This window comes from Streptomyces sp. NPDC048191, from assembly GCF_040652655.1.
GTDB lineage: Bacteria > Actinomycetota > Actinomycetes > Streptomycetales > Streptomycetaceae > Streptomyces.
On the sequence record NZ_JBEZMO010000004.1, the window covers coordinates 189,944 to 213,278 of the forward strand.

The following is a 23,335-nucleotide window of genomic DNA, read 5'->3' on the forward strand; positions in this document are numbered from 1 at the left end:
AGGGAACCTTCGGCCAAGCCGGTCCTGTCGGCCGAGGGCGCTCGGCCACCGGTGTGGGGAAAGCCCTCACACAGACGGGACCGGAGTCTCCGGCGGGGCGGGAAGCGTCCGCCCCAGGCGGGCGAGGGGCGACAGCGCCATCAGCGCCGGTGACAGCAGCATGCCCGCGGCTGTCGCCAGGAGGCCGGTGCGGGTCCCCCACGCCTCCGCCAGAAAGCCGCCGAGCAGTGAGCCGAGCGGGGTCAGCCCCATGCCGACGAAGTTGATCGTCGCGGCCGCACGGCCCTGCATCCCGTCCGGCGTGACCGTCTGCCGGACGGCCATGACCGTGACATTCACCAGCTGACTGAAGGCCCTGAAGACGAAGTTGACCACGAGGAGCGCGGGAACCGTCACCACGGAGGAGCCGTGCAGTGCGGGCACGCACAGGAACACGCCGTCGCCCAGTGCTGCCGAGGACACCAGCACGGCGCCGTGTCCGAAGCGGCCGGGCAGGCGGGCGGCCAGCAGCGACCCCAGGAGCGCACCCGGCCCCGTCGCCGCGAGTGCCAGGCCGACGGCGGTGCCCGACAGGTGCAGGTCCCGTGTCAGGAGCAGCAGATAGACGGTCATCGCGGCGGCGAAGAAGAACTGGAAGGCGGCTGACGCGAGGCACACGGTCCGCAGCGAGGGATCGCAGGCGACAAAGCGGAGCCCCTCATGGATCAGCCGCCAGACCCGAGGACGACGTTCCGGGCGTTCCGGGAGGGATTCGCGGCGCCCGATCCGTCGGATCGACAGGAACGACAACGCGAAGAACACCGCGCTGGAGGCGGCGGCGATCGGCGCCGACAGTACGGACACCAACGCGCCGCCGAGGGCGGGACCGCCGATCTGGGCGGCGGACCGACTGCCCTCGAGCGCGCTGTTGCCCCGCACCAACTGATCGCGACTCACCAGCCGTACCAGGGACGCCTGGTAGGCCACGTCGAAGAACACGGACAGGGTCCCGACGGTGAAGGCGACCACGAGCAGCACCGGCAGGCCGAGTGCACCGAGGAAGCCGGCCACGGCGGCGGCACCCAGCGTCACGGCTCGGCCGGCGTCCGTCAGCACCATCAGCGTGCGGGTCCGCCATCGGTCCACGCAGGCGCCGGCGAAGAGCGACAGCAGCAGGATCGGTGCCTGCCCCACCGCGCGCAGGGCGCCCAACTGGCCCGCACCGGCGTTGAGCGTCAGGACGGCGAAGAGCGGCAGGACCACCTGACTTGCCTGCTCGCCGAGTTGGGAGGACGTCTGCCCCACCCAGAGCCCGCGGAAGTCGCCGTCTCGCCACAGGCTCGGCGGAACGGACCGGCCGGAATCGGATACGGCGGGAGAAGAGGACGGCACAGGGACCCCTCGGACGGCCGACGATGTCTTCGCTCCTCGCGAGTCACTCGATGCGCGCACACTAGCTCCCGTTCGGCAGGGCACGAAAGCGATTTCGGCTGAGCGCCGGGGGCGGCCTCCAGGCCGGGGTGGGGACACGGCTGAGGGGTTCGTCGTTCGCTGGGAGTAGGTCCCTGGCCTCATGCGCAGCGGTGAGCGTGCTGGGTAGGGTCGGCGCTCATGCAGACCACGGGAAACGTTCGTCGCCAGGCGGCGCAGCGCAGGCGCGACACTCTGGAACGGCTCGTCACCGAGCGGGAGGTGTGGGTGTCCACGGCTCATCCTGACCACGGGCCGCACCAGGTGCCGCTCTGGTTCCTGTGGGACGGGCGAGCGGTGTGGATGTGCACCGGTGCCACCTCCGCGACCGCGCGCAACGTGCGCGTCGAGCCGCGCGTACGCCTGGCGCTGCCGGACGCCTTCGACGTCGTGCTTCTCCAGGGAGCGGCGGAGTGCTTCCCGGACCAGGACGTGCCCGCAGCCGCGGCGGAGGCATTCACCGCCAAGTTCGGGTGGGACTCGCGCGCGGAGGAGGGTTCCTTTCTGTACATACGCGTGGTGCCGAGCACTGTGCGCGCCTGGCGCGGCGAGCCGGAACTGCGCGGCAGAGTCATCATGCGCGACGGCACGTGGTCGGACCACGCGCCGGATCCCGTCGGCCGGCACGTCGTGGGCCCGCAGGAACCTGCCGGCCCCGTCGGCGCCGGCGACCTCGAAACGGCGTCCACTGCCGTGGAACTCCTCGTTGAGGCCGAGGCCGTGGAACAGCGCGCCGAGTAGAGGAACCCGGGATCGAAGCCCAAGCCGCGCCGGTGCCCCTGGAGGCTGCCGAACAAGTGGTGTTCTCGGGCCAACGCGCGGTGCGGGCCGTGGGCGCGGGCGGTGGGACGCTCTGGGAGTACCGGCACGCCTGCTGGGGGCCGGAAGCAGGTCACCCCCACACGGTGACGACGCCGACGGCGAGACGCTCAACCGGTGGACCCCCAGGCGGGCTTGAAGCCGTCAGCGGCGCAGGCCGGTTCGTCCATCGGGCCGCTGTCGAGCCGGCGGCCGGTGTTCCGCCGCCGGGTGAACACCGCGCTGATGTCCACGCCGGTCCCGGTGATCCGGTGCTCGCGGGCCGGGTGCACGGCATTTCCCCGGAACCGCAGGCCAGGCCGAGCATGCGAGCCCAGGGCGCGCCGGCCTGAGCGCCTGGCCGGGGACGGCCCGCGTCTCACAGCCTTGCCGGCGGGACGGCGGGAACTCCGTTCGAATGACAGCTCGTTGGCCGGACGCGATAATCGACGGGTTGGGGGAAGGCCGGGCGGGGCCCGGGGTCGTGGCGTCGACCGGCCCGACCCGTCAGTGGCATCCGGCAGACAGGAGAAGACCAGGTGCGTCCGCTCACCGACAACCCCGTCACCAGCCCCGGCGACGACTCGTTCCATTTCGGACCGTACGTCGACGTGCTGCACGAGGCGGTGCAGCAGGCCACGCCGTTGCCGCTGACCGTCGGCGTGTTCGGCTCCTGGGGTGCGGGCAAGTCGAGCTTCCTGCGGCTGTGGGAGCGGCGCCTGGAGTCGGAGTCGACCAAGACGATCTGGTTCAACCCCTGGAAGTACGACCGCAAGGTCGAGGTCTGGGCGGCCCTGCTGCACACCATCCTCGCCGAGATGGAGAAGAAGGACACCCTCAAGGAGAAGGCCGTCAGGCTCGCCAAGGCCGCCACCTGGCTCTCGGTGCGCGCGGGTCTGGGCACCGCGGCAGCGCTCGGCACGGGTGGTGTCATCAAGGGCGCCGACGTCGACGAACTGCTGAAGAGCCTCTCGGAGGAGGACTCGCAGCAGTACCGGCAGGTGAACAGCTTCGAGTTCGACTTCGCGGAGGCCGTCGAGGAGTTCGTGGGGGAGAACGGCCGACTCGTCGTCTTCGTGGACGACCTGGACCGGTGCACCCCTGAGTCGGCGATGACCGTCCTCGAGTCGCTGAAGCTCTTCCTCGCCCACTCCCAGTGTGTCTTCGTGCTCGCCCTCGACCTGGACGTGCTCGCCGCGATCGCCACCAACAAGTTCGGTGACGCCCTCGAGGGGGCACCGCCCGAAGTGGTGTCCGGCATGGCCTACCTGGACAAGATCGTCCAACTGCCGTTCTTCCTGCCCGACGTCGGCTTCGACACGCTGCGCGAGGCGTTCAAGCGGTATGTCTCCGACCTGGCGGAGGACCCCTTCTTCTGGGAGCTGCTGCGCCGCGGCCTGGGCGGCAATCCGCGTCGGCTCAAGCGCTACATCAACGTCTACAACATGGCTCTGGCCGTCTTCCACGCCCAGACCAGGCGGAGCCTGTCCCGCGAATTCCGGCTGCAGCTCGCGGTGTTGCTCATCATCCGTCTGCAGCACCGGGACTTCTTCCACACGCTGACGTCCGAGCCCGATTCCTGGCTGATGCTGGCGAGGTTCTTCGAGCAGGTCCAGCTCTCGCCCAGCACCCGCAACCGGCTCCACATGGACATGGCCGACTACCTCCGCCCCTTCACGGAGGACGGGGCCCTGGAACGTCTCCTCACGCACGGCGACACGGAACGTCTCACCCCGCCGGACGGCCCGGACGTCCTCACGATGATCAACACCCTCCGCAGCACGGCCGGCCCCGAGGACATCTAGGGCGTGTTCAGACGCGGTCACCCCGTCCGTTGCGTGGCGGTCGCGGAGCGCGCGACGGCGCCCGGCCGGGTGTGCTGCGCCCATCGGACCGTGTGGGGAGCCACCAGCCCGGCGCCGAGGAACACGGCTCCCATCAGCAGCCAGCCCGGAGTGCCCGTATCGAGACAGAGCCATGCCAGGACGGAGGGTGCGGCGACGCTTCCCAGACCGCTGCCGAAGCGGAAGACGCCCGAGTACTGGCCCTGGGCGTGCGCCGGGGCCAGGCTGTAGCGCAACTCGAACGAGCCCGCCGCGTGGAGGAGTTCACCGAGGGTGTGGACTCCCACGCCGAGCAGGATCAGCAGAACGGCTCCCCATGTGGGCAGGCGCGAGGCGAAGCCGATCAGTGACAGACCGGCCAGGAAGGCGCAGCCCGCGCGGCGCCAGGCGCGTGCGGCGGACACGTCGCCGTCGATTCCGCGGCTCGCCCTGACCTGTAGAGCCACCACCATGACGGTATTGAGAAGGACGCTCGTTCCGACGAACCAGCGAGGCGCATGGGTGTGCCCGACGATCCACAGCGGGAGGGCGAAGACCAGGACGGAGCCGTGCATCGACATGATGCCGTCGAGCGCTGTGATCACCATGTAGCGGTAGTCCTTCAGCGCCGACCAGCGGCCGTCACCAGGAGGGGCCGGAAGGGGCGTCAAGGAAGGAAGGCGGCTGACGACAGCTGCCGTTGCCACGAAGCTCAGCGCGTTGCCGAGGACCAGGCACAGGTACGCGACATGCGTGTCCAGCTGCACAACGAGCGCGCCCAGCGGGGCGGCGACGCTGGAGGCCAGGTTCGCGGTGCTGCGCAGATACGCCCGGAACCGTGCGGGGTGCTCGCCGGCGAGCCCCCGCACGATGGGCCCGCGCGCCGCTTGGCCGGCCGAGCCGGCGAGCTCGGTCAGGCAGATCAGCGTCGTGAACAGCCAGAAGGAGTGCACGAGGGCCAGCATCGCCATGGTGACGGCCTGCACGGTCAGGGTCAGCATGTAGATCTCACGTGGTCCGCGTCGGTCGGCGAGCCGACCGACGGGAACCCCGGACAGCAGGCCCACCAAGGCTCCCACGCCCAGGCCGAGACCGACTTGAGAGACCGGCAGTCCAACGGAACGGGTGAAGAACACCGCAGCAGTGAGCATGAACATGCCGCTGCCGAGCATGTTGATGAAGCTGGCGGCCGCCAGCGTGCGCCGCGGCCCCCGCTCAGGCAGAACACCGTGGGCTACGAGCCAGGACCTCCTGCCCTGCGGGCATTCGACCGAGCGTCCCTCGGGCATACGGTTCGACGTACCGTCCGTCAACATTCCCCCAACGTCTGACCTTCGCCAGTGCTCGCACGAGTCGGCACCGCCGCCGACGAGGGAGTATGAAGCGGTGAGGGCGGCCGGAGAAAGGCCTCGCCACCCGGGGAAGAGTCACACGAAAACCGGGAACTACCGCTGGGCGGGCCGACGTTCAATTATGCGAGAGGGTCGCCCCCGGGGGCAGCGTCGAACGAGGGCCCGTGCCCCTCAGGGCGAGTGTGATCAGCGGCAGAAGGGTGAGGGCGGCCGAGACGGTGCCGACCAGTGCGGGTCCGGTCAGGCCGAGACCCGAGTCCAGGGCCTGGCCCGCGACGGCGGAGCGCCCCCGGCGCCGCGCCACCCGGCAGTGGACACCGCACCGCAGCCTGCAGTGGACCCTGGACGCCATCACCGCCGGACCCGCCTTCGTCCGCAACGGCCGCATGGACGTCCTCGCCGCCAACCAGCTCGCCCGCGCCCTCTACACCGACGTCTACGCCACGCCCCACAACCAGGCGAACCTCGCCCGCTTCAACTTCCTCGACCCCGCCTCACGCCGCATCTATCCCGACTGGGACACCTTCGCCGACGTCGCCGTCGCCATCCTGCGCACCGAGGCCGGCCGCAACCCGCACGACAAGGACCTGCACGACCTCGTGGGCGAACTGTCCACGCGAAGCGACGAGTTCCGGACCCGCTGGGACGCCCACAACGTCCGTCACCACGGCACCGGCACCAAACGCTTCCACCACTCGGTCGTCGGCGACCTCACCCTCGCCTTCGAGGGTCTGGAGATGGCCGCCGAACCCGGCCTCACCCTCACCGTGTACGCCGCCGAACCCGGCTCACCCTCGGAAGAGGGCCTGCGTCTCCTCGCCTCCTGGGCTGCCACGAAGGAAGCCGACACCGCTACGGAACCGACCACGACCGGCTGACCGCCGGTCCGCGGTGCGCTGAGTACGGGGCCCCGTCTACAGGGCCTGGCCGGACAGGGCCGCCAGGTAGGCGCCGTAGAGCAGGGACAGGGCCGTGAGCCCGCCGCACAGCAGACGGGCTCGCGGCGGCGGGCGGGTGCGCCACGCGCGGGCGAGGGCCTGGGCCGGCGGGATGAGCAGGGGGAACGCCGGAAGGAGGAAGCGGGGTTTGGAGGAGAAGGGGCCGGACACCGCCACCACCAACAGCAGCAGCACGCCCGCGAAGACCACCAGCGGCAGCGGGGCACGGTCCAGACACAGCAGGCAGAACGACACGATGCCCGCCACCACGACGACCAGGGCCACCGGATAGGTCACCGCGCTGCCCTGCAACGGCATCGACTGCAGGAACCGCAGGGGCCCGACCGCGGGATCCAGGCGGGAGTCCCAGGCGCTCTGCACATCCAGGTAACCGCGGAACAGATCACCGGTCTGCCGTCCCACCCACAGCACATAACCCACCCAGCCCAGCGGTCCCAGGACGGTCCCGACCAGGAGCGTGGGGGTGACGCGGGTGCGGCGCCGTACGACCTCGTGCACGGCGGCGACGGTGACGGCCACGGCGACGGCGATGCCGTTCGGCCGTATGAGCCCGGCCAGCATCGCCAGCGAGCCCGCGGTGAGCCAGCGGCGCCGCAGCACGGCGTACAGGGACCAGACGGCGCACGCGGTGAACAGTGGTTCGGTGTAGACCAGGGTCAGGACGACCGATTGCGGCAGTACGGCCCACAGGGCGACGAGAGCGGTGGCGACCGTGCGGTCGTAGAGGTGGTGACCGAGCGCGTAGATGCCGTACGCGGCGATCAGCGCCGAACTCCAGGCGATGAGCAGTCCGGCCTTGCCGGCGGTCACATGGAGCAAGTCGCTCACGGCCCGGATGAGCCCCGGATACAGCGGGAAGAACGCCCAGTCGGTCTGCACCGCGCCGGAGCTGGTGATACGCAACCAGTGCCCGTAGCCGTGCTCGGCGATGTGCAGGTACCACACCGAGTCCCACGCATGGGTGAGGCTCTTGCCGAACGGCCGGCCGGCGCACAGGTCGGTCAGCACCACCAGGACGACCCCGGTGAGACGGACGGCCGCGAAGACGGCGAGGGCCCGCAGCACGCCCGGGGGGCCCTCCATCCGACCGCGTCCGGTCTCGCGGGGGCCGTCGGACCGCCGCAGCGCGGAGGACGTGCTCACCCTCCGACCATGAGTGGCCCGGAACCCGAGCGCAATCCGGAACACCTCCGCGGTGATGGGGACCACCGGGCCGGCGTGGCCCGTGGCTGGTTCCCGGCAGCCATCCGGGCGATGACCACCCGAGTGACCCGAGGCACGGCCTCGATCGGGACGCCGGCCATGTGGCCCCGGCTCCCCACGACGGCAGTGGCCCGGGCGGCCGGGACCCGCTCGGTCAGCCGGTGGTCTCGGCTCCACGGACGAGGACGCCACCGACGACCGTGTGCGTGGGCCTCAGGTCCCGCGGCTCCTCGCCGGTCCGGGCTGCCGCGGTGCACACAGTGGTTCCGGGACAGCAGCTACGGCGGGCGTCGGCGGTGCGGGGCGATCGCATCATCGCCGTGACGTGCCGCCCCTCCCGAGGGCCCGTGGATCCGCACGACCAACATCATCCGCTCACGCCGACTCGCGGTCCCGTTCGTACGCGGCGAGCAGGAAGTGCCAGATCTCGCTGACGGTGGGGAAGCAGGCGATCGCGTGCCGCAGTCGCTTGAGCGGGACCTCGCCCGCGACCGCGATGGTCGCCGAGTGCAGGAGCTCGCTGACCCCGGGGCCGACGAAGGTCACTCCGAGCAGCACCTCGCGGTCGACGTCGACGACCAGCCGGGCATGGCCCCGGTAGCCGTCGGCGTACAGGTTGGCGCCCTGGGCCGCGTTGAAGTCGAGGTCGACGGTCCTGGTCCGGTGGCCGGCGGCGGCCGCCTGCTCCGCGGTCAGTCCGACGGCGCCCGCCTCGGGATCGGTGAAGAAGACCTGGGGTACGGCGTGCTGGTCGGCGGTGGTGGCGTGGTCTCCCCACGCGGCGTCGTCCAGCGGGCGGCCCGCCGCGCGGGCACCGATCGCGTCCCCCGCCGTACGGGCCTGGTACTTGCCCTGGTGGGTCAGGAGCGCGCGGTGGTTGACGTCGCCGAGGGCGTACAGCCACTCGCCGTCGACGCCCTTGACCAGGCAGGTGGTGTCCACGTCCAGCCAGGAGCCCGGGGTGAGGCCGACCGTCTCCAGGCCGATGTCACCGGTGGCGGGGGTGCGGCCGGTGGCGAACAGCACCTCGTCCGCCTCCAGCTCGCTGCCGTCGTCGAGGGCGAGCGTGACCGGGCCCGCGGGGTCGGGGCGGCGCAGGGCGGTCACCTGCACGCCGATCCGCACGTCCACGCCCGCTTCCGCCAGGCCCTGGGCGACGTGGTCTCCGGCGAAGGACTCCATCCGGGGCAGCAGGCGGCGGCGGGCCAGCAGGGTGACCCGGGAGCCGAGGCCCTGCCAGAGGGTGGCCATCTCGACGCCGACTCCGCCGCCGCCGATCACCGCGAGGCGGGCGGGCACGGTGCTGGAGTCGGTGCCGTGCCGGTTGGTCCAGGGCCGGGCCTCGGCGATGCCCGGGATCTCGGGCAGCAGCGGCAGGCTGCCGGTGGCGACGGCCACCGCGTGCCGGGCGGTCAGGATCTGCCGGGAGCCGTCGTCCCGGGTGACGGTGACGCGGCGGGGCCCGTCGAGCCGGCCCTGCCCTCGGAACAGATCGGCCCCGATGGACTTGACCCACAGGGCCTGGCCGGAGTCGTCCCAGTCGCTGACATAGCGGTTCCGGCGCGCGAAGACGCCGTCGGTGTCGATCCGTCCGGTGACGGCCTGGCGCGCACCGTCCACCCGGCGGGCGTCGGCGACCGCGATGACCGGCCGCAGCAGAGCCTTGCTCGGGACGCAGGCCCAGTAGGAACATTCACCGCCGACGAGTTCCCGTTCCACGACGGCGACGGACAGGCCTGCGGTGCGGGCGTGGTCGGCGACGTTCTGCCCGACAGGGCCCGCGCCGAGCACGATCACGTCGTAGGCGGCGGTTTCCCGGGTTCCGTGCGCTTCGGTCATGGTGTCCTCGCATCACGATCGGTGCTGCTGATGAGCTGTTCTCGGAGCCGCCGGCGAGCTGTTCGTGGCATCGCCCGGCGACGACCGGCACCGGGGCGGCCGAGCCGGACCGCTCGATGCCCGCCGGTGGTGGGGCAGCCGGTGTTGCGGCTGCGGTTTCCCTGTGCCGACCATGGAGGCGGCGCCCCTGCGGACGCGGGGCGGACAGGCAGCACTCGCCATTCTCGTAGCGCGTGGTGGCCACCGCCAGCCGCCCACGGCCAGGTCCCGTGGAACCGGTGGGCCACCCCGGCCGGGCCGGGGCCGCGACGTCCGTGACATGAGAACCCCACGAGACCTGAGAGCTGTCGGCCGGGATCCATGTAACCGCCGGATGCGCGTGATTCCGCAGACCCGGCCATTCGGCTCACCAAGAGCGGCCGTAAGCATCGCCTATGGCCGGACCGGAATCAGCGCGAGGCGAGGGCGCTTTGGACTCCCGTCACCTCACGGACGAGGTGCCGGGGTGAGGGACCGCGGACCACCGCACCTCCCGTTTCGCCCCTGACTTCTCGATACTTCGATACGAAGGACGGCCCTCATGGGTTCTGTTGATCTGACCGGACGTGTGGCCCTGGTGACCGGGGCGACCAGCGGAATCGGCGCCGCCACGGCGACGCTGCTCGCCGAGCGCGGCGCGCATGTTCTGGTCGCCGGACGCGATGCCGCCCGTGGCGACACCGTCGTGTCCGGCATCCGGGCGCGCGGCGGCAAGGCGGACTTCCTCGCCGCCGACCTGCGGGACGCGGCCTCCGCACGGCAGCTGGCCCAGCAGGCCATCGAACTGGGCGGCGGCCGCGTGGACATCCTCGTCAACAGCGCCGGCATCTTCCCGTTCGGCCCGACGGCACAGACGACGCCCGGCGACGTGGACGCCGTCTACGACCTGAACGTGAAGGCACCGTTCCACCTGGTGGCGCGGCTGGCCCCGGGGATGGCCGAGCGCGGGCAGGGGGCGATCGTCAACGTCAGCACCATGGTCGCCGAGTACGGCGTCGCGGGGATGGCACTGTACGGTTCGAGCAAGGCGGCGGTGAACCTGCTGACCAAGGCCTGGGCCGCCGAGTTCGGCCCGCACGGCGTGCGGGTCAACGCCGTGGAGCCGGGCCCCACCCGCACGGAGGGTACGGCGGTCATGGGCGATGACCTGGAGGCCCTCGCCGCCCAGGCACCCGCCGGCCGCCCCGCCGAGGCCCGCGAGATCGCCGAGGCGATCGCCTACCTTGCCGGTGACGGGGCGAGCTTCGTACAGGGCGCAGTCCTCCCCGTCGACGGCGGCCGTACGGCCGTCTGAGCCCACCTGCGCCGAGGGGCGCCGGCTGCCTCCAGCGACCGGCGCCCCTGACGGTGACTCGGGCGGCAGGCCAGGGGAGGCCGTCGCGGGCCACGGGGTCTGTCGCCGGTGGGCCTGGGCGGGGGTGGCGGCTGGGTCGCCTGCCCTGGGGCGTCGCGGAGGGCTGCGTGGCGTCGGGCGTGGACGAGCCGTCCGGTTCCGGCTCCGGGGGTGGAGCGGGGTGATCCGACCATCGAAACTGCCCGATTCGGCCTGCCGCAGGCAGCCTGCGGTCTGCCGCGGGGGCGCCCGATCAGTTGGTCAGCGTACGGTCGAGCGCGGCGATGAAGCACCCGAGATCACGGCGGCGCGAGTCGGCCGGCCAGGCCGCCCAGGTGCGCCGCACGAGGGGATGCCCGACCAGCGGTGACCACGTCACGTGGTCGGGCAGGGGCTGCTGCCAGTCGGGCGGCGCCAGCGTGAAGGCCTGCCCCGAAGCGACCGCCGCCAGCTTCACATCGGCGATCAAAGCCTGCCCCTCGGGAGCCTCCGGCCCCAGGTCCAGGCCGTGACCCCGCAGGATCGCGGTCAGCTCGTCGTACCAGGCGGGGCTGCCGGACCGTGGAAAGCCGACCCACTGCAGGCCCACGAGCGCGTCCAGAGCGATGCCGTCGGGACCGGCGAGTTCCGCGGCCCGCTCGGCGGCCAGCAGGACACCCAGCTTCTCGCGTACGACGAGCAGCGCGTCGAACTCCGGACCCGCCGGACGCTCCCGCAGGAGGCCGACGTCCAGCTCGCCGGCCCGCAACGCCGCCAACTGCTCGGCCGTGGACAGGTGCCGGGCCTGCACCCGGGTGTCCGGATGGGCCTCGGACAGCTCGGCCACCGCCGGATCGAGCAGGCCGGTGGGCAGTTCGAGCGGGATCCCGATCCGGAGCGCCCCGCCGCCCGGGCCGGTGTACCGGGCCATCACCCGCAGGGCCTGGTCGTGCCGGGCGAGCACCGCGCGCGCCTCCGTCAACAGGGCCGTGCCCGCATCGGTGGCACGCACTCCGGTGCTGCCGCGCACCAGCAGTTTCACACCCAGGTGGCGCTCGAGTCCGCTGACCGTCTGGGACAGCGCCGGCTGACTCACGTGCAGGCGCCGTGCCGCGGCGGACAGTGCGCCCTCCTCCACCACCGCCACGAACGCCCGCAGCTCCCGCAGTTCCATGCCCACATGCCACCATGCCGTCCGAGGCGTGTCACGCCCGGTCCGGCGCGGTCCGCCTCCCGCGTGCGGGCGCACGGCGCGGCCCGGACCTCCTGGGTTTCCCAGCAGCATCAGCGGCGCGAGCCGCTCGGTGGCGCGCCCGCTCGGTGGCGCGCCCGCTCCTGGACGTGCTCCGCTCCGGATCGGACCGCGCCGGTCGTCGAGCGGGCCGTGGCCGGAGCGCGGGACCTGGACGAACTCACCGCGACGGTCGAGGGCGGCTGAGCCGCTCTCCCCGACGCGTACGGGGAATCTACGTCGCCGGTCAGTGGCTGCGGGTACGGGGGCCGCCGTACTGCTCGTCGGTGACCTTCTCCGCCCAGCTGGTCGTGGGAAGCAAGGTCCTGCACCATCCCGTCGCCGGCGAACTCGTTCTGGACTGGGACACGTTGACCGCGACCACCGATCCCGACCAGCAACTGGTCGTCTGGACCGCTGAGGCCGGCACGCCCTCCCACGACCGGCTGCGCATCCTCGCCTCGTGGGCCGCCGAGCACCACCCCTCGGCGGCACCGGCCGACTGAGAACCGCCGTGCCCGGCCGGGGACAGGGCCTGCTCGGCCCACAGGAAAAAGCGTTGCGCAGGCTGGTGATCGAACTGGTAGCTTGCAGTCGGCCGTGAACCCGCCCGAGGAGGTGAGACCCGTGAACGCTGTATCCGTATGGGTGCTCCCCCTCGCCGTCACGGTCGGGCGATCGACGTAGGTGTCGCCGGGAGTGCCCCGACAACAAGGCACTCCCGAAAGGCAACACCTCATGAATTACGTACAGTTCACCGCAGAGACGACGTCGAACGGAGTCGTCGAGCGCGACTTCACCGTGGGCGAGATCCCCGGCGTGCTCTGGTCACCCGCATCCGGCCCCGATCGCGCGCCCCTGGTGCTGATGGGCCACGGCGGCGGCACCCACAAGAAGTGGCCCGCGATGACGGGCCGTGCACACCTGCTCGTGACCCGCTGCGGCTTCCACGTCGCCTGCATCGACGCGCCCGGTCACGGTGACCGGCCGCGTACGGCGCACGACGAGCAGGAGATCGCCGCACTGTTCGAGGCGAGGGAGGCGGGCGAGCCGGAAGGCCCCGTCGTCGTCCGCTACAACGCTCACCTGGCGGAGCGCGCCGTGCCCGAGTGGCAGGCGACCCTGGACGCCCTCCAGGAACTTCCGGAGATCGGCGCCGACGGACCGGTCGGATACTTCGGCCTGAACATGGGCACCGCGATCGGCGTGCCGCTGGCGGCGGCCGATTCCAGGATCACCGCCGCGGTCTTCGGTCTCCACTGGCCCGACGCCCTGGCCGAGACGGCGAAGCAGATCACCATCCCGGTCGAGTTCGACATGCAGTGGGACGACGAGCACATCCCGCGCGAGTCGGCTCTGGCGCTGTTCGACGCCTTCGCCTCGCACGAGAAGACGCTGCACGCCAACGCGGGCAGGCACAAGCAAACGCCCAGGTTCGAGGCCGACAGCGCGGTGCGGTTCTTCGCGCGGCACCTCGGGTGCGACGTCACGTCCACGGCGTGACATGACGCCGTAGCCGGACGCGCGTGTGTCCCGTTCCCGTCGGCCGACGGGAACGGGACACACGGCGCACACCGGCGGGTCAGAGCGCCATAGCCGCGCTGTGGAGGTTCTTGACGGCCAGGGCGAGTCCGTCGGTCCGGGAGGAGGCGGCGTCCTCGTGCTCGATGTTCACGGCCGTCTCCGGGCCGATCTCGGCCAGGGCACGCAGGACCCGGTCCAGGCGGCCTGGACGTCGTACGCACCGCGGACGACGACGTCGGGCAGATCGTCGATCACCTGGTTCAGCTCGGCCACCGCGAGATCGTCCACGTCGACGGCGGCAAGGGCGTCATCGCGACCGACCGGCGGCGCGGCTACCGCACCGCCATGCGCCGCCACGGACTGGGCGAACGGGTACGGATCCTCGCCGGAGACCACACCCCGCGTTTGTTCGTCCGCGGCACCACGGCCGCACCCGCCTGACGGTCACCGCGGATGCGGCTGCCACCCGGCTGATCGCACAATGGTGGGGGACATCCGGGTCGTCGCGATCCGCTTGAGCGGCCGACAGGGAAGAGGCTGATGCCCATGATCTCCGACTTGGTTCTGGTGCCCACCACAGACGCCACGCTCCCCGGCGACCTGGTCGTCCCGACCGCGGCGCGGGCCGTCGTGCTCTTCGCCCACGGCAGCGGCAGCTCCCGGCACAGTTCGCGCAACCGGATGGTGGCCGCCGAACTGCGCACCTCCGGGTTCGGGACGCTGCTGATGGACCTGCTCAGCGAACGGGAGGAGCGGCACGACGCGTTGACCTCCGAGCACCGCTTCGACATCCCGCTCCTCGGCCGACGGCTCGTGGCCGCGATCGACTGGCTGGACACCCAGCCCGACACCCGTGGCCTCCCCGTCGTCCTGTTCGGCGCCAGCACGGGCGCCGCCGCGGCGCTGACGGCCGCGGCCGAGCGGCCGGGCCGGGTGCTGACCGTGGTGTCGCGCGGCGGCCGGCCCGATCTGGCGGGGGACGCCCTGGAGCAGGTGCCGGTCCCGGTCCTGCTCATCGTCGGCGGCCAGGACGAGCAGGTGCAGGAGCTGAACGAGGCGGCGGCCCGGCGCCTGCGGGCCCCGCACACGATCACCGTCGTGCAGGGGGCGACGCACCTGTTCGCCGAGCCCGGCGCCCTGGAGGAGGTCGCGGAGACGGCGAGGCAGTGGTGCGACGCCCGCCTCGGCGAGAAGCGGGAGCCCGGGCAGGCGGCGCAGCAGGACGAATGACCGGGGCGGTACGGCAGTCGGCACCGGGTCGGCGGCCCGGAGGCTCGCCGAGCCGGGACGGACACCCACCAGCTCCGCCGGCCCGGGCCCGGACGGTGTCAGCCCGGGCTCAGCCGGCCGAAGAACTCGGCGTAGCGGGCCGGCAGCGCGGACAGGAGATGGTCGAGCTCCGCGTCGGGAACCGCGTCGGCGACCGTGCACAGCACGGCGTCCGCGTCCCACTCCGCGGTGCGCGGCTGGGCGCCGGTCTGCACGGACACCCGCCGGAGGAACTCCTCACAGTCGAACGACTCGGGACGCCCGCGGTCCAGACGCAGGGCGTCGTCCAGCGGGGCGGGCAACCGCGCCGCCAGGTCGTCGGCCTCTTTCGGGGCGATCCGGGTGGCGAGCACCCACAGGACCGCCTCGCAGACCTGCTCCGCCTCCTCCCGGCTGCGGTACTCTCCGCGATCGCGGACCTGGGCCAGGAACTCCTCCAGTTGCACGGCGGCCTCCCACTGTCCTCGCAGGCCATCCGACGGACCATCACCCGCCGTATGCCCCTCGCGGGCCCCTCGAAAACGGGTTGTCCCCACCCGTTGACGTGGGAGAACGCCCCGCACTTGGCCACCTACGCAAGGTGACGGGCGGTACGGGGGCGTCGTCGGACAGCGCACGACGACGGGCCCGCCGCCCGGAGACGGCACGGCCGAGGACGGTCCGGACGGCCGAGGGCGCCGGGATGACCGGTGCGGCCTCCTTCTTGGCCGCGGGGCCGGCGCGGACCGCCTTGGCCGCGGGGCCGGCGCGGACCGCCTTGGCCGCGGGGCCGGCGCGGACCGCCCGCAGGGGGGAGCGACGCCGGTCGGGTGATTGACGGGCCGGTCCCGGGCTCGGGTGCCGCCCGTCGCGGGCTCGGCCGGAGAGACTGCGGCCATCCCAGTGGAGGTGGCGAACATATGCTCAGCGACAGCACAGCGACGATCCTTGCCGAGAGGCCGAGCGTGGCGGCGGTCGTCGCCGCTGCTCCCCGTGTGGCTCAGATCGCGGCGCGGTGCAGCGGCGAGACGGAGGCCGCCCGGCGGCTTGTGCCCGAGGTGGTCGAGGCGGTGCGGGAAGCCGGCTTCGCCCGGCACTTCGTGCCCGCCGCCTTCGGCGGTACGGAAGGCCGTTTCGTGGACATGACGTCGGCGGTGACCCTGGTCGGCGAGGGCTGCGCCTCGGCGGCCTGGGCCGCCTCCCTGTCCGCGTACGCGGCCCGGTACGGCGCGTACCTGCCGCTGGAAGGGCAGGCGGTGCTCTGGGGCGATGGGCCGGACGCCCTGATGGCGGGCGCGCTCATGCCGGCCGGGAAGGCGGAGCGCGTCTCCGGCGGCTGGCGGCTCAGCGGTGAGTGGAAGTACATCAGCGGGGTGCGATTCGCCGACTGGGTCTTCGCCTGTTCCGCCGTTCCCGGAAGGGTGGGCCCCGACGGGCGCGGCGAGGTGCGGTTCTTCGCGGTGCCGCAGGCGGACATCACCGTCAAGGACACCTGGTTCACGCTGGGCATGCGCGGCACGGGCAGCGACACCATGGTGCTGGACGACGTGTTCGTGCCCGAGCACCTGACGCTGTCGAGGCTCGACATCAACGCGGGCCGGGCGACGGCCTCCGAGGCCCGCTGCCACACCGTGCCGATGCATGCCGTCAACGCGCTGCCGCTGGCCGTCCCCGTAGTGGGCGCCGCGCGGGGTGGCGTGCGGGCCGCGGCCGAGCAGAACACGCGGCGGGCCGACCGGCGCGGCGCCCCGCTGCGCGAGAAGCCGTCGGTGCAGATCGACCTGGCGCGCTCGGCCGCCGAGGTGGACGCCGCCGAACTCCTCGCCCAGCGGGCCGCGAGGGTCGCCGACGGGGTCGAGGAGACCAAGGAGGGCGAGGCGGCGGTCCGCGGAGCGAGGGACTTCGCGCTGGCGGTCGAACTGTCGGTGTCCGCCGTGGAACGGCTCTTCCGCGGCACCGGAACCTCGGGCCACTTCGACTCCGACCCCGTCCAGCGGTTCTGGCGGGACGTCAACACCGCCGCGTCTCATCTGATCTTCTCGTTCGAAACCGCAGGGGCGGCCTACGGGGCCTGGGCACTGGGCGTCGAGGGCGCGGAGCCGGGGCGCTGACCTCCTCGCGGATACGGTCGGACGGGGGAGACGGCGCCCGTCCGTCGAGGACACGGCCCGGCGGCCGCGCCGGCTGGCCGCACGCACCGGCGAACTGCGGCCGCGGCTCGTCCACTTCACCGCGGTGCGCTGGTGACCGCTTCGGGCACCGAAGTGGAAACATTGGCGCCATGCGTGCTGCGTACATTGAGGGACCGGGTGCGGCGGACGCCATCCGGTACGGCGATATCGTCGCGCCCCGGCCCGGTCCCACCGACGTACTGGTGAACGTGCTGGCCACGACGGTGAATCCGGTGGACACGTTCGTCCGGTCGGGCCTCTTCGCCACACCGATGGACTTCCCCTTCGTCGTGAGCCGTGACCTGGTCGGCACCGTTGCCGAGGTGGGCCGGGGCGTCACGGACTTCCGTGCCGGGGACCGGGTGTGGTGCAACAGCCTCGGACACGGTGGCAGGCAGGGCGCGGCCGCGGAGCAGGCCGTGGTGGCGGCCGACCGGCTGTACCACCTGCCCGGGGGAGTCGATCCGTACGCGGCGGTGGCTGTCGTCCATCCGGCGGCGACCGCCTATCTGGCGCTGTTCGTCCACGGCCGGCTCCGCGTGGGCGAGACCGTGCTCGTCGCCGGCGCCGCCGGCAATGTCGGCAGCGCGCTGGTGACGATGGCGGTGCGGGCCGGCGCCCGTGTCCTCGCCACGGCCGGCTCGCGGGACACGCAGTACTGCGCCGAGTTGGGCGCGGCCGACGTGTTCGACTACCGGGATCCGGAACTGACCGAGCGGATCCGCGGGGCGGCGCCACAGGGGGTGGACCTGTGTCTGGACACGGCGGGTGTCAACGACCTGGAAACCACGGTGGAGTTGCTCGCCCACCGGGGACGCGTCGTGCTGCTCGCCGGCGCCCGGACCCGCCCCGTGCTGCCCGCCGGGGCGCTGTACATGAACGACCGCTCCGTCCTGGGGTTCGTGATCTCCCACGCGACGTCCGGTGAACTCGCCGAAGCCGCCGCGTACATCAACGACCTGTTCGGCCGGGGCGCGCTGCTCCCACGGAGTATCGAGATCTTCCCGCTCAGCGCGACGGCCAAGGTGCACGCGCGGATGGAGCAGGGCCAACTGGGCGGCCGACGCGCCGTTCTGCGGACGGACCTTCCGACCCTCGCGGGCTGAAGAACGGCGTCGGGCCTGCCGCCGAGGAGGCGGCAGACCAGAAGACCGGTCGACCGCCGGATCGAGCAGGTCGCGTCGCGCACCGCTCGGCCGGCCGTATGCGCACACATGCGACCAAGTGGCCCTGACCGACGAGGCGATGGGTGCCGTGGTCCACCAGCCGGACGGCTCGGAGGCGCAGTACGCCACCGCTCCGCGACAGTGATCCGCGGGCCTCGTGACCGGCCACACGGTGGGCCGATGGACGGCAACCCCTGGACGCCGGACGGACACTCGTGATCGGGTTGGTACATGACTTCCCTGATCCGTCACGTCACCGTCGACTGCGCCGATCCCTATGCCCTCGCGGGCTTTTGGGCCCGGGCCCTGGGCGGCTCGCTCGCCGACGACGACTTTCCGGGGGATCCGGAAGCCCTGGTCACATCCGCTTCGGCCACCATGCTGTTCGTCCGGGTCGAGGACCGCAAGTCGGTGAAGAACCGCGTGCATCTGGACCTCCAGCCCCAGGACCGCACCCGGGACGAGGAGGTCGAGCGCCTGCTCGCGCTCGGTGCCACGCTACAGGGCGACCACCGCAGGCCGGACGGAAGCGGATGGGTGACGCTGCACGACCCCGAGGGCAACGAGTTCTGCGTGGAACGCGGCGCGGCGGAGCGTGCGGACGGCTGACGTTGCCGGGGGTGGCCCGACATCGGACCGACGCGGATGTGTACGTTGGCGGCGGACCGCGCAACACCGCTAGGCGCCGGCAACGGCTAAGGGGAAACGACACACATGGCACGCGTCGCCGTCATCACCGCGCCCAACATCGGGTACCGCAACACAGGAATGCTGACCGTCGACCTGGCCTTCGAGTCCCTGCGGCGACGCATGGGCACCGAGATCGACCCGACCTGGTTCACCCTGCACCCGCCGGAGACCGTGCCACTGCGTGCGGGGGCGCACGGAACCGATTTCCCCTTCCGCTTCCATGCGCTGACCGAGCACCTCGACGCGCTCCGCGACCATGACGCGGTCGTCTTCTGGGGTGATTTCCTTCACACACGCCACTATCTGGCGCAGGACGCGACGAACCGCCTGCTCGACTTCGGTGTCGCCGAGGACCGCGCCACAGCCCGGACCCTGCTGAACCGCACCCTGCTCCTCGCGGACCAGCCGGACGAACTCCTCGCCCGGACCCTCAGCTACGGGGGGACGATCCTGCACAACACGCAGTCCGACTACGAGGACAAGGAATACGGGCCGCTGTTCTCCCGGCTGATGACGCGGAGCCACCGGGTCTGGATGCGTGACCCGCTGTCCGCGGCCAAGATCGCGCACCTGCGCCGGGACCGTACGACCGACTACTTCGGTTCGGACGCGGCACTTCTGTCCCGTCCGGGCGACCTCGACCACCTGCCGACCACGGCATGGTCGGAGGACGCCCCGGACAGTGCCGCGATCGGTGTGTTCCTCGGCGCTCGTACCCGGATCCCCGCCTGGCTGCCCGGCTTCTGTGAGGGCCTTTCCGATCGCCTGGGAGCCCCGCTCGAATGGCTGCCCTGGTTCGACCGGGACATCCCTTCCGGAGTCGGCCACATCCCGGTCCGCCCGGGTACCCCCACTGTCGGTGACCTCCTGCGAGTCCTCTCCCGCTACCGGCTGGTCATCACCGACACCTACCACCTGTGCGTCAACGCATGGGGCGCGGGCACCCCGGTCCTGTGCGTGGGCGCCCCGGAACCGGTTCCGACGACCGACGACGACTACCTGACGCTCAGTGACGTGAAGAAGCACGTGTTCCACATGGCGTACGACGCCACGGACTTCTATCTGACCACCCTCCCCGACACCCGGGAGGCCCATGAGCGCCGCGCCGACCGCGTCGTACACCTGGTGGAAGGGGGCGGAGCCCGTGCCGTCGCCGCACGGATCCGCGACCACGCCGACCATTCCGGGGCCGCCTTCACCGAGACACTCACGTCGTTGCTCGGCACCACTCGCTGACAGCCTCGGCGTTCCCCCTGCGGGCAGCCACTGTGACGGCCCGCGTCGGCCCAGCCCGGACGTACGGATCGTGCCGCCGCGGACCTATTCCCTCAGGGGGCCGACGTGAACGTCCTGTGTGCCCAGTCCGCGAACGTGGTCCAGTGGATGTCCGGATGAGCGGCATGCAGGGCGGGGATGTCGACGCGGTACCCGGGCCCGTTGAGGAACGACCACATGGCATGCATGTCCGGGTTGACCACCGCGGTCAGAGGCACCTGCTCATGGCGGACCTCCCGGCCCAGCGCCGCGCCGAGCGCGGCCGCCATCTGCGCGGGAGTGGGCGCGTCGCCTGCCAGTTCGATGCGTTGCCCCACATACGGGGAGGGACGCAGCAGCACCTCCGCCGCGAACGCACCGAGGTCGGGCCGGGCCAGCTGCTGCAACGGCCGGTCGGGCGGCAACGGCAGGTCCAGGACACCGTCGGCGATGCGCTCCGCTCCGCCCAGCGCGTTGTCGAAGAAGTAGGTCGGGCCCAGGATCGTATGGGGCACATCGCCGGAGACCAGTTCGGCTTCGATCCGCGCCTTGCTGTCGAAGTGCGGTACGCCGCTGTGCTGGTCGGCCCCAGCGACCGAGCTGAACACGAGATGAGGCACGCGCGCTGTGCCGGCCGCGGCCAGGATCGCCCGGCCCTGGTCCACCTCCGCCTCCGGGCCGGCCTCGAAGGGGGTGGTGAACGCGAAGACCCCCGCCACACCGCGCATCGCGGAGGTGAGCGACTCGCGATCGCTCAAGGACCCCGCCACCACGTCGGCACCTCGCTCGGCCAGTTCCCTGGCCGATCCGCGCGCAGGGTCGCGCACCAGCGCGCGGACCCGGGCCCCGCGGGACAGCAGCGCGTCGGTCACGGCCCGGCCCTGACCACCGGTCGCCGCAAGCACCAAGATCGGCTCATCGGGCACGGAGGACTTCCTTTCCTCATGTACGGACGCCGCGACGGATCTTCGGGCCGACCGTAACGACGGTAGTGCGCGCCCCCGCGACACGCCCGGCGGTCAGGTGATGTGTCGCAGCAGCGCCGCGACCGCGGCCGGACACCTCGCCGTGGTCGGGTCGGGGAAGCGGCCGGCGATGGACGGGGGCATGACGCAGACGCCCACCCATGGGGGCAGGCGCTCGGCCCGGCTCTTCGCTTCCCGCTCCGGTGCGATGGTTCGGGGTGGCGGTCATCTCCGGCGGGGATGAGCGAGGCGGCCGGTCGGCAGAAGCGGCGCTGGGTGGTTTGCGGGACGAATCCGTGCTGCGGTCTATGATCATGACATCATAGTTGAATATAGAACTACCAAGGCGGGAGGCGGTCCACGGTGAGCAACGTAGAAGCGGAACCCACGGAACTGCGATGCGGTGGAGAAGCGGACGGCCGGCGGCCGGCGCGGACGGCGCGGGTCGACGTGCTGACCCCGCGCCATGTGCCCCTCGGCGGCCCCCGGGCGATGACCGTACGCCGCACCCTGCCGCAGCGGGCCCGTACCCTGATCGGCGCCTGGTGCTTCGCCGACCACTACGGCCCCGACGACGTCTCGGCGACGGGCGGCATGGACGTCGCCCCGCATCCGCACACCGGACTGCAGACGGTGAGCTGGCTGTTCACCGGGGAGATCGAGCACCGGGACAGCATGGGCAACCACGCCCATGTGAGGCCCGGCGAGCTGAACCTCATGACGGGCGGGTACGGCATCGCCCACTCGGAGGTCTCCACCGCTCGGACCACCGTCCTGCACGGCGTGCAGCTGTGGGTGGCGCTGCCGGAGGAACACCGCGACACCGGACGGGACTTCCAGCACTACGCGCCCGAGCCCGTGCGGATCGACGGGGCCGAGGTCAGGGTCTTCCTCGGTTCCCTCGCCGGCAGCGTCTCCCCGGTGCGGACCTTCACCCCCCTGCTCGGTGCCGAGATCGTCCTGGCGCCGCGCGCGACCCTCACGCTCGCCGTGGACCCCGGTTTCGAGCACGGCCTCCTGGTCGACCGGGGAGAGGTGCGCCTGGCCGACACCGTCGTGGGCCCGGCGGAGCTGGGTTACGTCGCACCCGGCCTCGACGCGTTGACCCTGACGAACGAGTCGGACGACAGTGCCCGGACGGTGCTGCTCGGCGGAATCCCGTTCGAGGAGGAGATCGTCATGTGGTGGAACTTCATCTGCCGGTCACATGAAGAGATCGCACGGGCTCGTGATGAGTGGATGTCGGGTGATCGGTTCGGTTCGGTGAAGGGGTACGACGGTGCTCCGCTGCCGGCGCCCGAGCTTCCCAAGGTCCCGTTGAAACCGCGACGGAACCTTCATTGACACGACGGGCGTCCTCGCCCGTGAGGTCCTGATTCCTAAGCTGTGGTGGTGGCGGTGCGGTAGAAGTCGGCCGCGGTGACGGTGGCGGGGACGCCGAGTTCGTCGGCGACCGCGCTGATCGCCTTGTCGCCGACGGCGAGGTCGGCCTGGCCGTCCGTGGTGAAGTACGGCGCGATGAACGTGTCGTAGTGGGCTCGGGCTTCTTCCGCGGTCTGTCCGCCGAGGAACGTCCGCATGTGCCGCACCGTGGTGTCCGGGTCGTCGTGGATCACCTGCAGGGCGCGCCGGTGGGCTCGTACGACGGCCTGGACCGCAGGGTCGTCCGGATGAATGTAGGTGGGGTCGACGGCCACGCCCACGGTGGGAATCTGGAAGTGGTCGCCGACCCAGGCCAGCACGTTCCAGCCGTGCTCAGCGGCCACCGCCTCCGGTGCCATGGTGCTGCCGACGTAGGCGGCGTCGATGCTGCCGTCGTTGAGCCGGCGCAGGTCCATGCCGTAGTCGCCGGGCGAGCGGACGATGGTCTTCACGTCGCGGTCCGGGTCGAGGCCGGCCTTGCGCAGCACGATCCGGGCGAACGCGCCGGGCGGGGTGTGCGGGGCGTGGATCGCCAGCCGCCGCCCGGCCAGGTCGGCCAGCGAGGTCAGGCCGGGGCGGGCGAGGAACCAGAACAGCGGGCGTTGGGTGTTGACACTGAGTGCGACCCACGGGGTGCCGTCGGTCAGTCGTGACAGCAGCGCCCGGCCGAGCCCGATGGTGGCGCAGCGGCGAAGTCGTTCCACGTCCCAGGTGCAGCCGTCGCGCAGCGCGACGTGGACCCCTTCGTCGGCGTAGTAGTCCTGCTGGTCGGCGATGTAGGCGGCGAGTTCTTCGTGCAGGCCCCGTCCGACGTAGGCCAGGTCGATCGTGTGCATGAACGTCTTTCCTTGATTGTTTAAGGTTTCGGCCGCGTGTGCGGAGGTCAGCGC

At 71.8% G+C, this 23,335-nt stretch carries 19 protein-coding genes and 4 pseudogenes; 14 read left to right on the forward strand and 9 right to left on the reverse strand.

All coding sequences use genetic code 11. The features are described from left to right. Positions 1-66: 66 nt before the first annotated feature. Positions 67-1,371 (reverse strand): MFS transporter, encoded by a 1,305-nt coding sequence (locus AB0D93_RS09485; protein ID WP_362115667.1) that lies wholly within the window; start codon positions 1,369-1,371, stop codon positions 67-69. Between the two features lie 219 nt (positions 1,372-1,590). Here AB0D93_RS09485 and AB0D93_RS09490 point away from each other — a divergent pair. Then, positions 1,591-2,049, forward strand: a pseudogene (locus AB0D93_RS09490) (pyridoxamine 5'-phosphate oxidase family protein); the annotation flags it as partial. A gap of 329 nt (positions 2,050-2,378) precedes the next feature. Here the strand turns inward: AB0D93_RS09490 and AB0D93_RS09495 are convergent. After that, positions 2,379-2,540, reverse strand: a complete 162-nt coding sequence (locus AB0D93_RS09495; protein WP_362115670.1) for a hypothetical protein — start codon at positions 2,538-2,540, stop codon at positions 2,379-2,381. 246 nt (positions 2,541-2,786) lie between these two features. Between AB0D93_RS09495 and AB0D93_RS09500 the strand changes: the two genes are divergently transcribed. Further along, positions 2,787-4,052: a P-loop NTPase fold protein gene (locus AB0D93_RS09500; RefSeq protein ID WP_362115673.1), complete on the forward strand. Its 1,266-nt coding sequence runs from the start codon at positions 2,787-2,789 to the stop codon at positions 4,050-4,052. A 17-nt stretch (positions 4,053-4,069) separates the two neighbouring features. Here the strand turns inward: AB0D93_RS09500 and AB0D93_RS09505 are convergent, their stop codons facing one another. Beyond that, on the reverse strand, positions 4,070-5,359 hold the full coding sequence (locus AB0D93_RS09505; RefSeq protein ID WP_362115676.1) for an MFS transporter: 1,290 nt from the start codon (positions 5,357-5,359) through the stop codon (positions 4,070-4,072). Positions 5,360-5,706: 347 nt separating this feature from the next. Here AB0D93_RS09505 and AB0D93_RS09510 point away from each other — a divergent pair. Beyond that, positions 5,707-6,300, forward strand: a pseudogene (locus AB0D93_RS09510) (transcriptional regulator); the annotation flags it as partial. A gap of 36 nt (positions 6,301-6,336) precedes the next feature. Here the strand turns inward: AB0D93_RS09510 and AB0D93_RS09515 are convergent. Both AB0D93_RS09515 and AB0D93_RS09520 read right to left on the reverse strand, forming a co-directional pair. Continuing rightward, on the reverse strand, positions 6,337-7,524 hold the full coding sequence (locus tag AB0D93_RS09515; RefSeq protein ID WP_362115679.1) for a mannosyltransferase family protein: 1,188 nt from the start codon (positions 7,522-7,524) through the stop codon (positions 6,337-6,339). A gap of 435 nt (positions 7,525-7,959) precedes the next feature. Continuing rightward, complete coding sequence (locus tag AB0D93_RS09520; RefSeq protein ID WP_362115682.1) at positions 7,960-9,423, reverse strand: NAD(P)/FAD-dependent oxidoreductase; 1,464 nt, start codon at positions 9,421-9,423, stop codon at positions 7,960-7,962. A 580-nt stretch (positions 9,424-10,003) separates the two neighbouring features. On the opposite strand from AB0D93_RS09520, the gene AB0D93_RS09525 reads away from it, so the two are divergent. Further along, positions 10,004-10,756, forward strand: coding sequence for an SDR family NAD(P)-dependent oxidoreductase (locus tag AB0D93_RS09525; protein WP_362115685.1), 753 nt, complete (start codon positions 10,004-10,006; stop codon positions 10,754-10,756). Positions 10,757-11,048: 292 nt separating this feature from the next. On the opposite strand, the gene AB0D93_RS09530 is transcribed toward AB0D93_RS09525, so the two are convergent. Next, positions 11,049-11,948 carry a LysR family transcriptional regulator gene (locus AB0D93_RS09530; RefSeq protein ID WP_362115688.1) on the reverse strand — a complete coding sequence of 300 codons (900 nt, stop codon included), beginning with the start codon at positions 11,946-11,948 and terminating at the stop codon, positions 11,049-11,051. Positions 11,949-11,954: 6 nt separating this feature from the next. Between AB0D93_RS09530 and AB0D93_RS09535 the strand changes: the two genes are divergently transcribed. The 5 genes and pseudogenes from AB0D93_RS09535 to AB0D93_RS09555 all read left to right on the forward strand — a co-directional run bounded on the left by AB0D93_RS09535 (position 11,955) and on the right by AB0D93_RS09555 (position 14,759). Next, the gene (locus AB0D93_RS09535; protein WP_362115692.1) at positions 11,955-12,212 is read left to right on the forward strand and encodes a hypothetical protein; all 258 of its coding nucleotides are present in this window, start codon (positions 11,955-11,957) and stop codon (positions 12,210-12,212) included. Positions 12,213-12,316: 104 nt separating this feature from the next. Then, positions 12,317-12,511 (forward strand): annotated as a pseudogene (locus tag AB0D93_RS09540) (transcriptional regulator); the annotation flags it as partial. 232 nt (positions 12,512-12,743) lie between these two features. Continuing rightward, on the forward strand, positions 12,744-13,508 hold the full coding sequence (locus tag AB0D93_RS09545) for an alpha/beta hydrolase (RefSeq protein ID WP_362115695.1): 765 nt from the start codon (positions 12,744-12,746) through the stop codon (positions 13,506-13,508). Positions 13,509-13,733: 225 nt separating this feature from the next. After that, a pseudogene (locus AB0D93_RS09550) lies at positions 13,734-13,925 on the forward strand (substrate-binding domain-containing protein); the annotation flags it as partial. Positions 13,926-14,075: 150 nt separating this feature from the next. Then, on the forward strand, positions 14,076-14,759 hold the full coding sequence (locus AB0D93_RS09555; RefSeq protein WP_362115698.1) for an alpha/beta family hydrolase: 684 nt from the start codon (positions 14,076-14,078) through the stop codon (positions 14,757-14,759). A gap of 98 nt (positions 14,760-14,857) precedes the next feature. Here AB0D93_RS09555 and AB0D93_RS09560 read toward each other — a convergent pair whose 3' ends face one another. Next, positions 14,858-15,244: a DUF2267 domain-containing protein gene (locus AB0D93_RS09560; RefSeq protein WP_362115701.1), complete on the reverse strand. Its 387-nt coding sequence runs from the start codon at positions 15,242-15,244 to the stop codon at positions 14,858-14,860. A 453-nt stretch (positions 15,245-15,697) separates the two neighbouring features. On the opposite strand from AB0D93_RS09560, the gene AB0D93_RS09565 reads away from it, so the two are divergent. The 4 genes from AB0D93_RS09565 to AB0D93_RS09580 all read left to right on the forward strand — a co-directional run bounded on the left by AB0D93_RS09565 (position 15,698) and on the right by AB0D93_RS09580 (position 20,040). Beyond that, positions 15,698-16,888, forward strand: a complete 1,191-nt coding sequence (locus AB0D93_RS09565; protein WP_362115704.1) for an acyl-CoA dehydrogenase family protein — start codon at positions 15,698-15,700, stop codon at positions 16,886-16,888. Positions 16,889-17,058: 170 nt separating this feature from the next. After that, positions 17,059-18,054, forward strand: coding sequence for an NADPH:quinone reductase (locus tag AB0D93_RS09570; protein ID WP_362115707.1), 996 nt, complete (start codon positions 17,059-17,061; stop codon positions 18,052-18,054). Between the two features lie 291 nt (positions 18,055-18,345). Continuing rightward, positions 18,346-18,723 (forward strand): VOC family protein, encoded by a 378-nt coding sequence (locus AB0D93_RS09575; RefSeq protein WP_362115710.1) that lies wholly within the window; start codon positions 18,346-18,348, stop codon positions 18,721-18,723. Positions 18,724-18,828: 105 nt separating this feature from the next. After that, positions 18,829-20,040 (forward strand): polysaccharide pyruvyl transferase family protein, encoded by a 1,212-nt coding sequence (locus AB0D93_RS09580; protein WP_362115713.1) that lies wholly within the window; start codon positions 18,829-18,831, stop codon positions 20,038-20,040. Positions 20,041-20,132: 92 nt separating this feature from the next. Here AB0D93_RS09580 and AB0D93_RS09585 read toward each other — a convergent pair whose 3' ends face one another. Further along, entirely contained in the window at positions 20,133-20,984 is an 852-nt protein-coding gene (locus tag AB0D93_RS09585; RefSeq protein WP_362115716.1) for an NmrA/HSCARG family protein, read from the reverse strand. 402 nt (positions 20,985-21,386) lie between these two features. Between AB0D93_RS09585 and AB0D93_RS09590 the strand changes: the two genes are divergently transcribed. Further along, positions 21,387-22,367 (forward strand): pirin family protein, encoded by a 981-nt coding sequence (locus tag AB0D93_RS09590; protein ID WP_362115719.1) that lies wholly within the window; start codon positions 21,387-21,389, stop codon positions 22,365-22,367. Between the two features lie 35 nt (positions 22,368-22,402). On the opposite strand, the gene AB0D93_RS09595 is transcribed toward AB0D93_RS09590, so the two are convergent. After that, positions 22,403-23,281, reverse strand: a complete 879-nt coding sequence (locus AB0D93_RS09595) for an ABC transporter substrate-binding protein (protein WP_362115722.1) — start codon at positions 23,279-23,281, stop codon at positions 22,403-22,405. Between the last annotated feature and the right edge of the window lie 54 nt (positions 23,282-23,335).

Bases quoted from the DNA above. Each gene is read 5' to 3' on its own strand.
- AB0D93_RS09525 (WP_362115685.1), top strand. From the start codon at position 10,004: ATGGGTTCTGTTGATCTGACCGGACGTGTGGCCCTGGTGACCGGGGCG.
- AB0D93_RS09575 (WP_362115710.1), top strand. From the start codon at position 18,346: ATGACTTCCCTGATCCGTCACGTCACCGTCGACTGCGCCGATCCCTAT.
- AB0D93_RS09565 (WP_362115704.1), top strand. From the start codon at position 15,698: ATGCTCAGCGACAGCACAGCGACGATCCTTGCCGAGAGGCCGAGCGTG.
- AB0D93_RS09555 (WP_362115698.1), top strand. From the start codon at position 14,076: ATGATCTCCGACTTGGTTCTGGTGCCCACCACAGACGCCACGCTCCCC.
- AB0D93_RS09535 (WP_362115692.1), top strand. From the start codon at position 11,955: ATGCCACCATGCCGTCCGAGGCGTGTCACGCCCGGTCCGGCGCGGTCC.
- AB0D93_RS09595 (WP_362115722.1), bottom strand. From the start codon at position 23,281: ATGCACACGATCGACCTGGCCTACGTCGGACGGGGCCTGCACGAAGAA.
- AB0D93_RS09505 (WP_362115676.1), bottom strand. From the start codon at position 5,359: ATGCCCGAGGGACGCTCGGTCGAATGCCCGCAGGGCAGGAGGTCCTGG.
- AB0D93_RS09580 (WP_362115713.1), top strand. From the start codon at position 18,829: ATGGCACGCGTCGCCGTCATCACCGCGCCCAACATCGGGTACCGCAAC.
- AB0D93_RS09530 (WP_362115688.1), bottom strand. From the start codon at position 11,948: ATGGAACTGCGGGAGCTGCGGGCGTTCGTGGCGGTGGTGGAGGAGGGC.
- AB0D93_RS09545 (WP_362115695.1), top strand. From the start codon at position 12,744: ATGAATTACGTACAGTTCACCGCAGAGACGACGTCGAACGGAGTCGTC.
- AB0D93_RS09520 (WP_362115682.1), bottom strand. From the start codon at position 9,423: ATGACCGAAGCGCACGGAACCCGGGAAACCGCCGCCTACGACGTGATC.
- AB0D93_RS09570 (WP_362115707.1), top strand. From the start codon at position 17,059: ATGCGTGCTGCGTACATTGAGGGACCGGGTGCGGCGGACGCCATCCGG.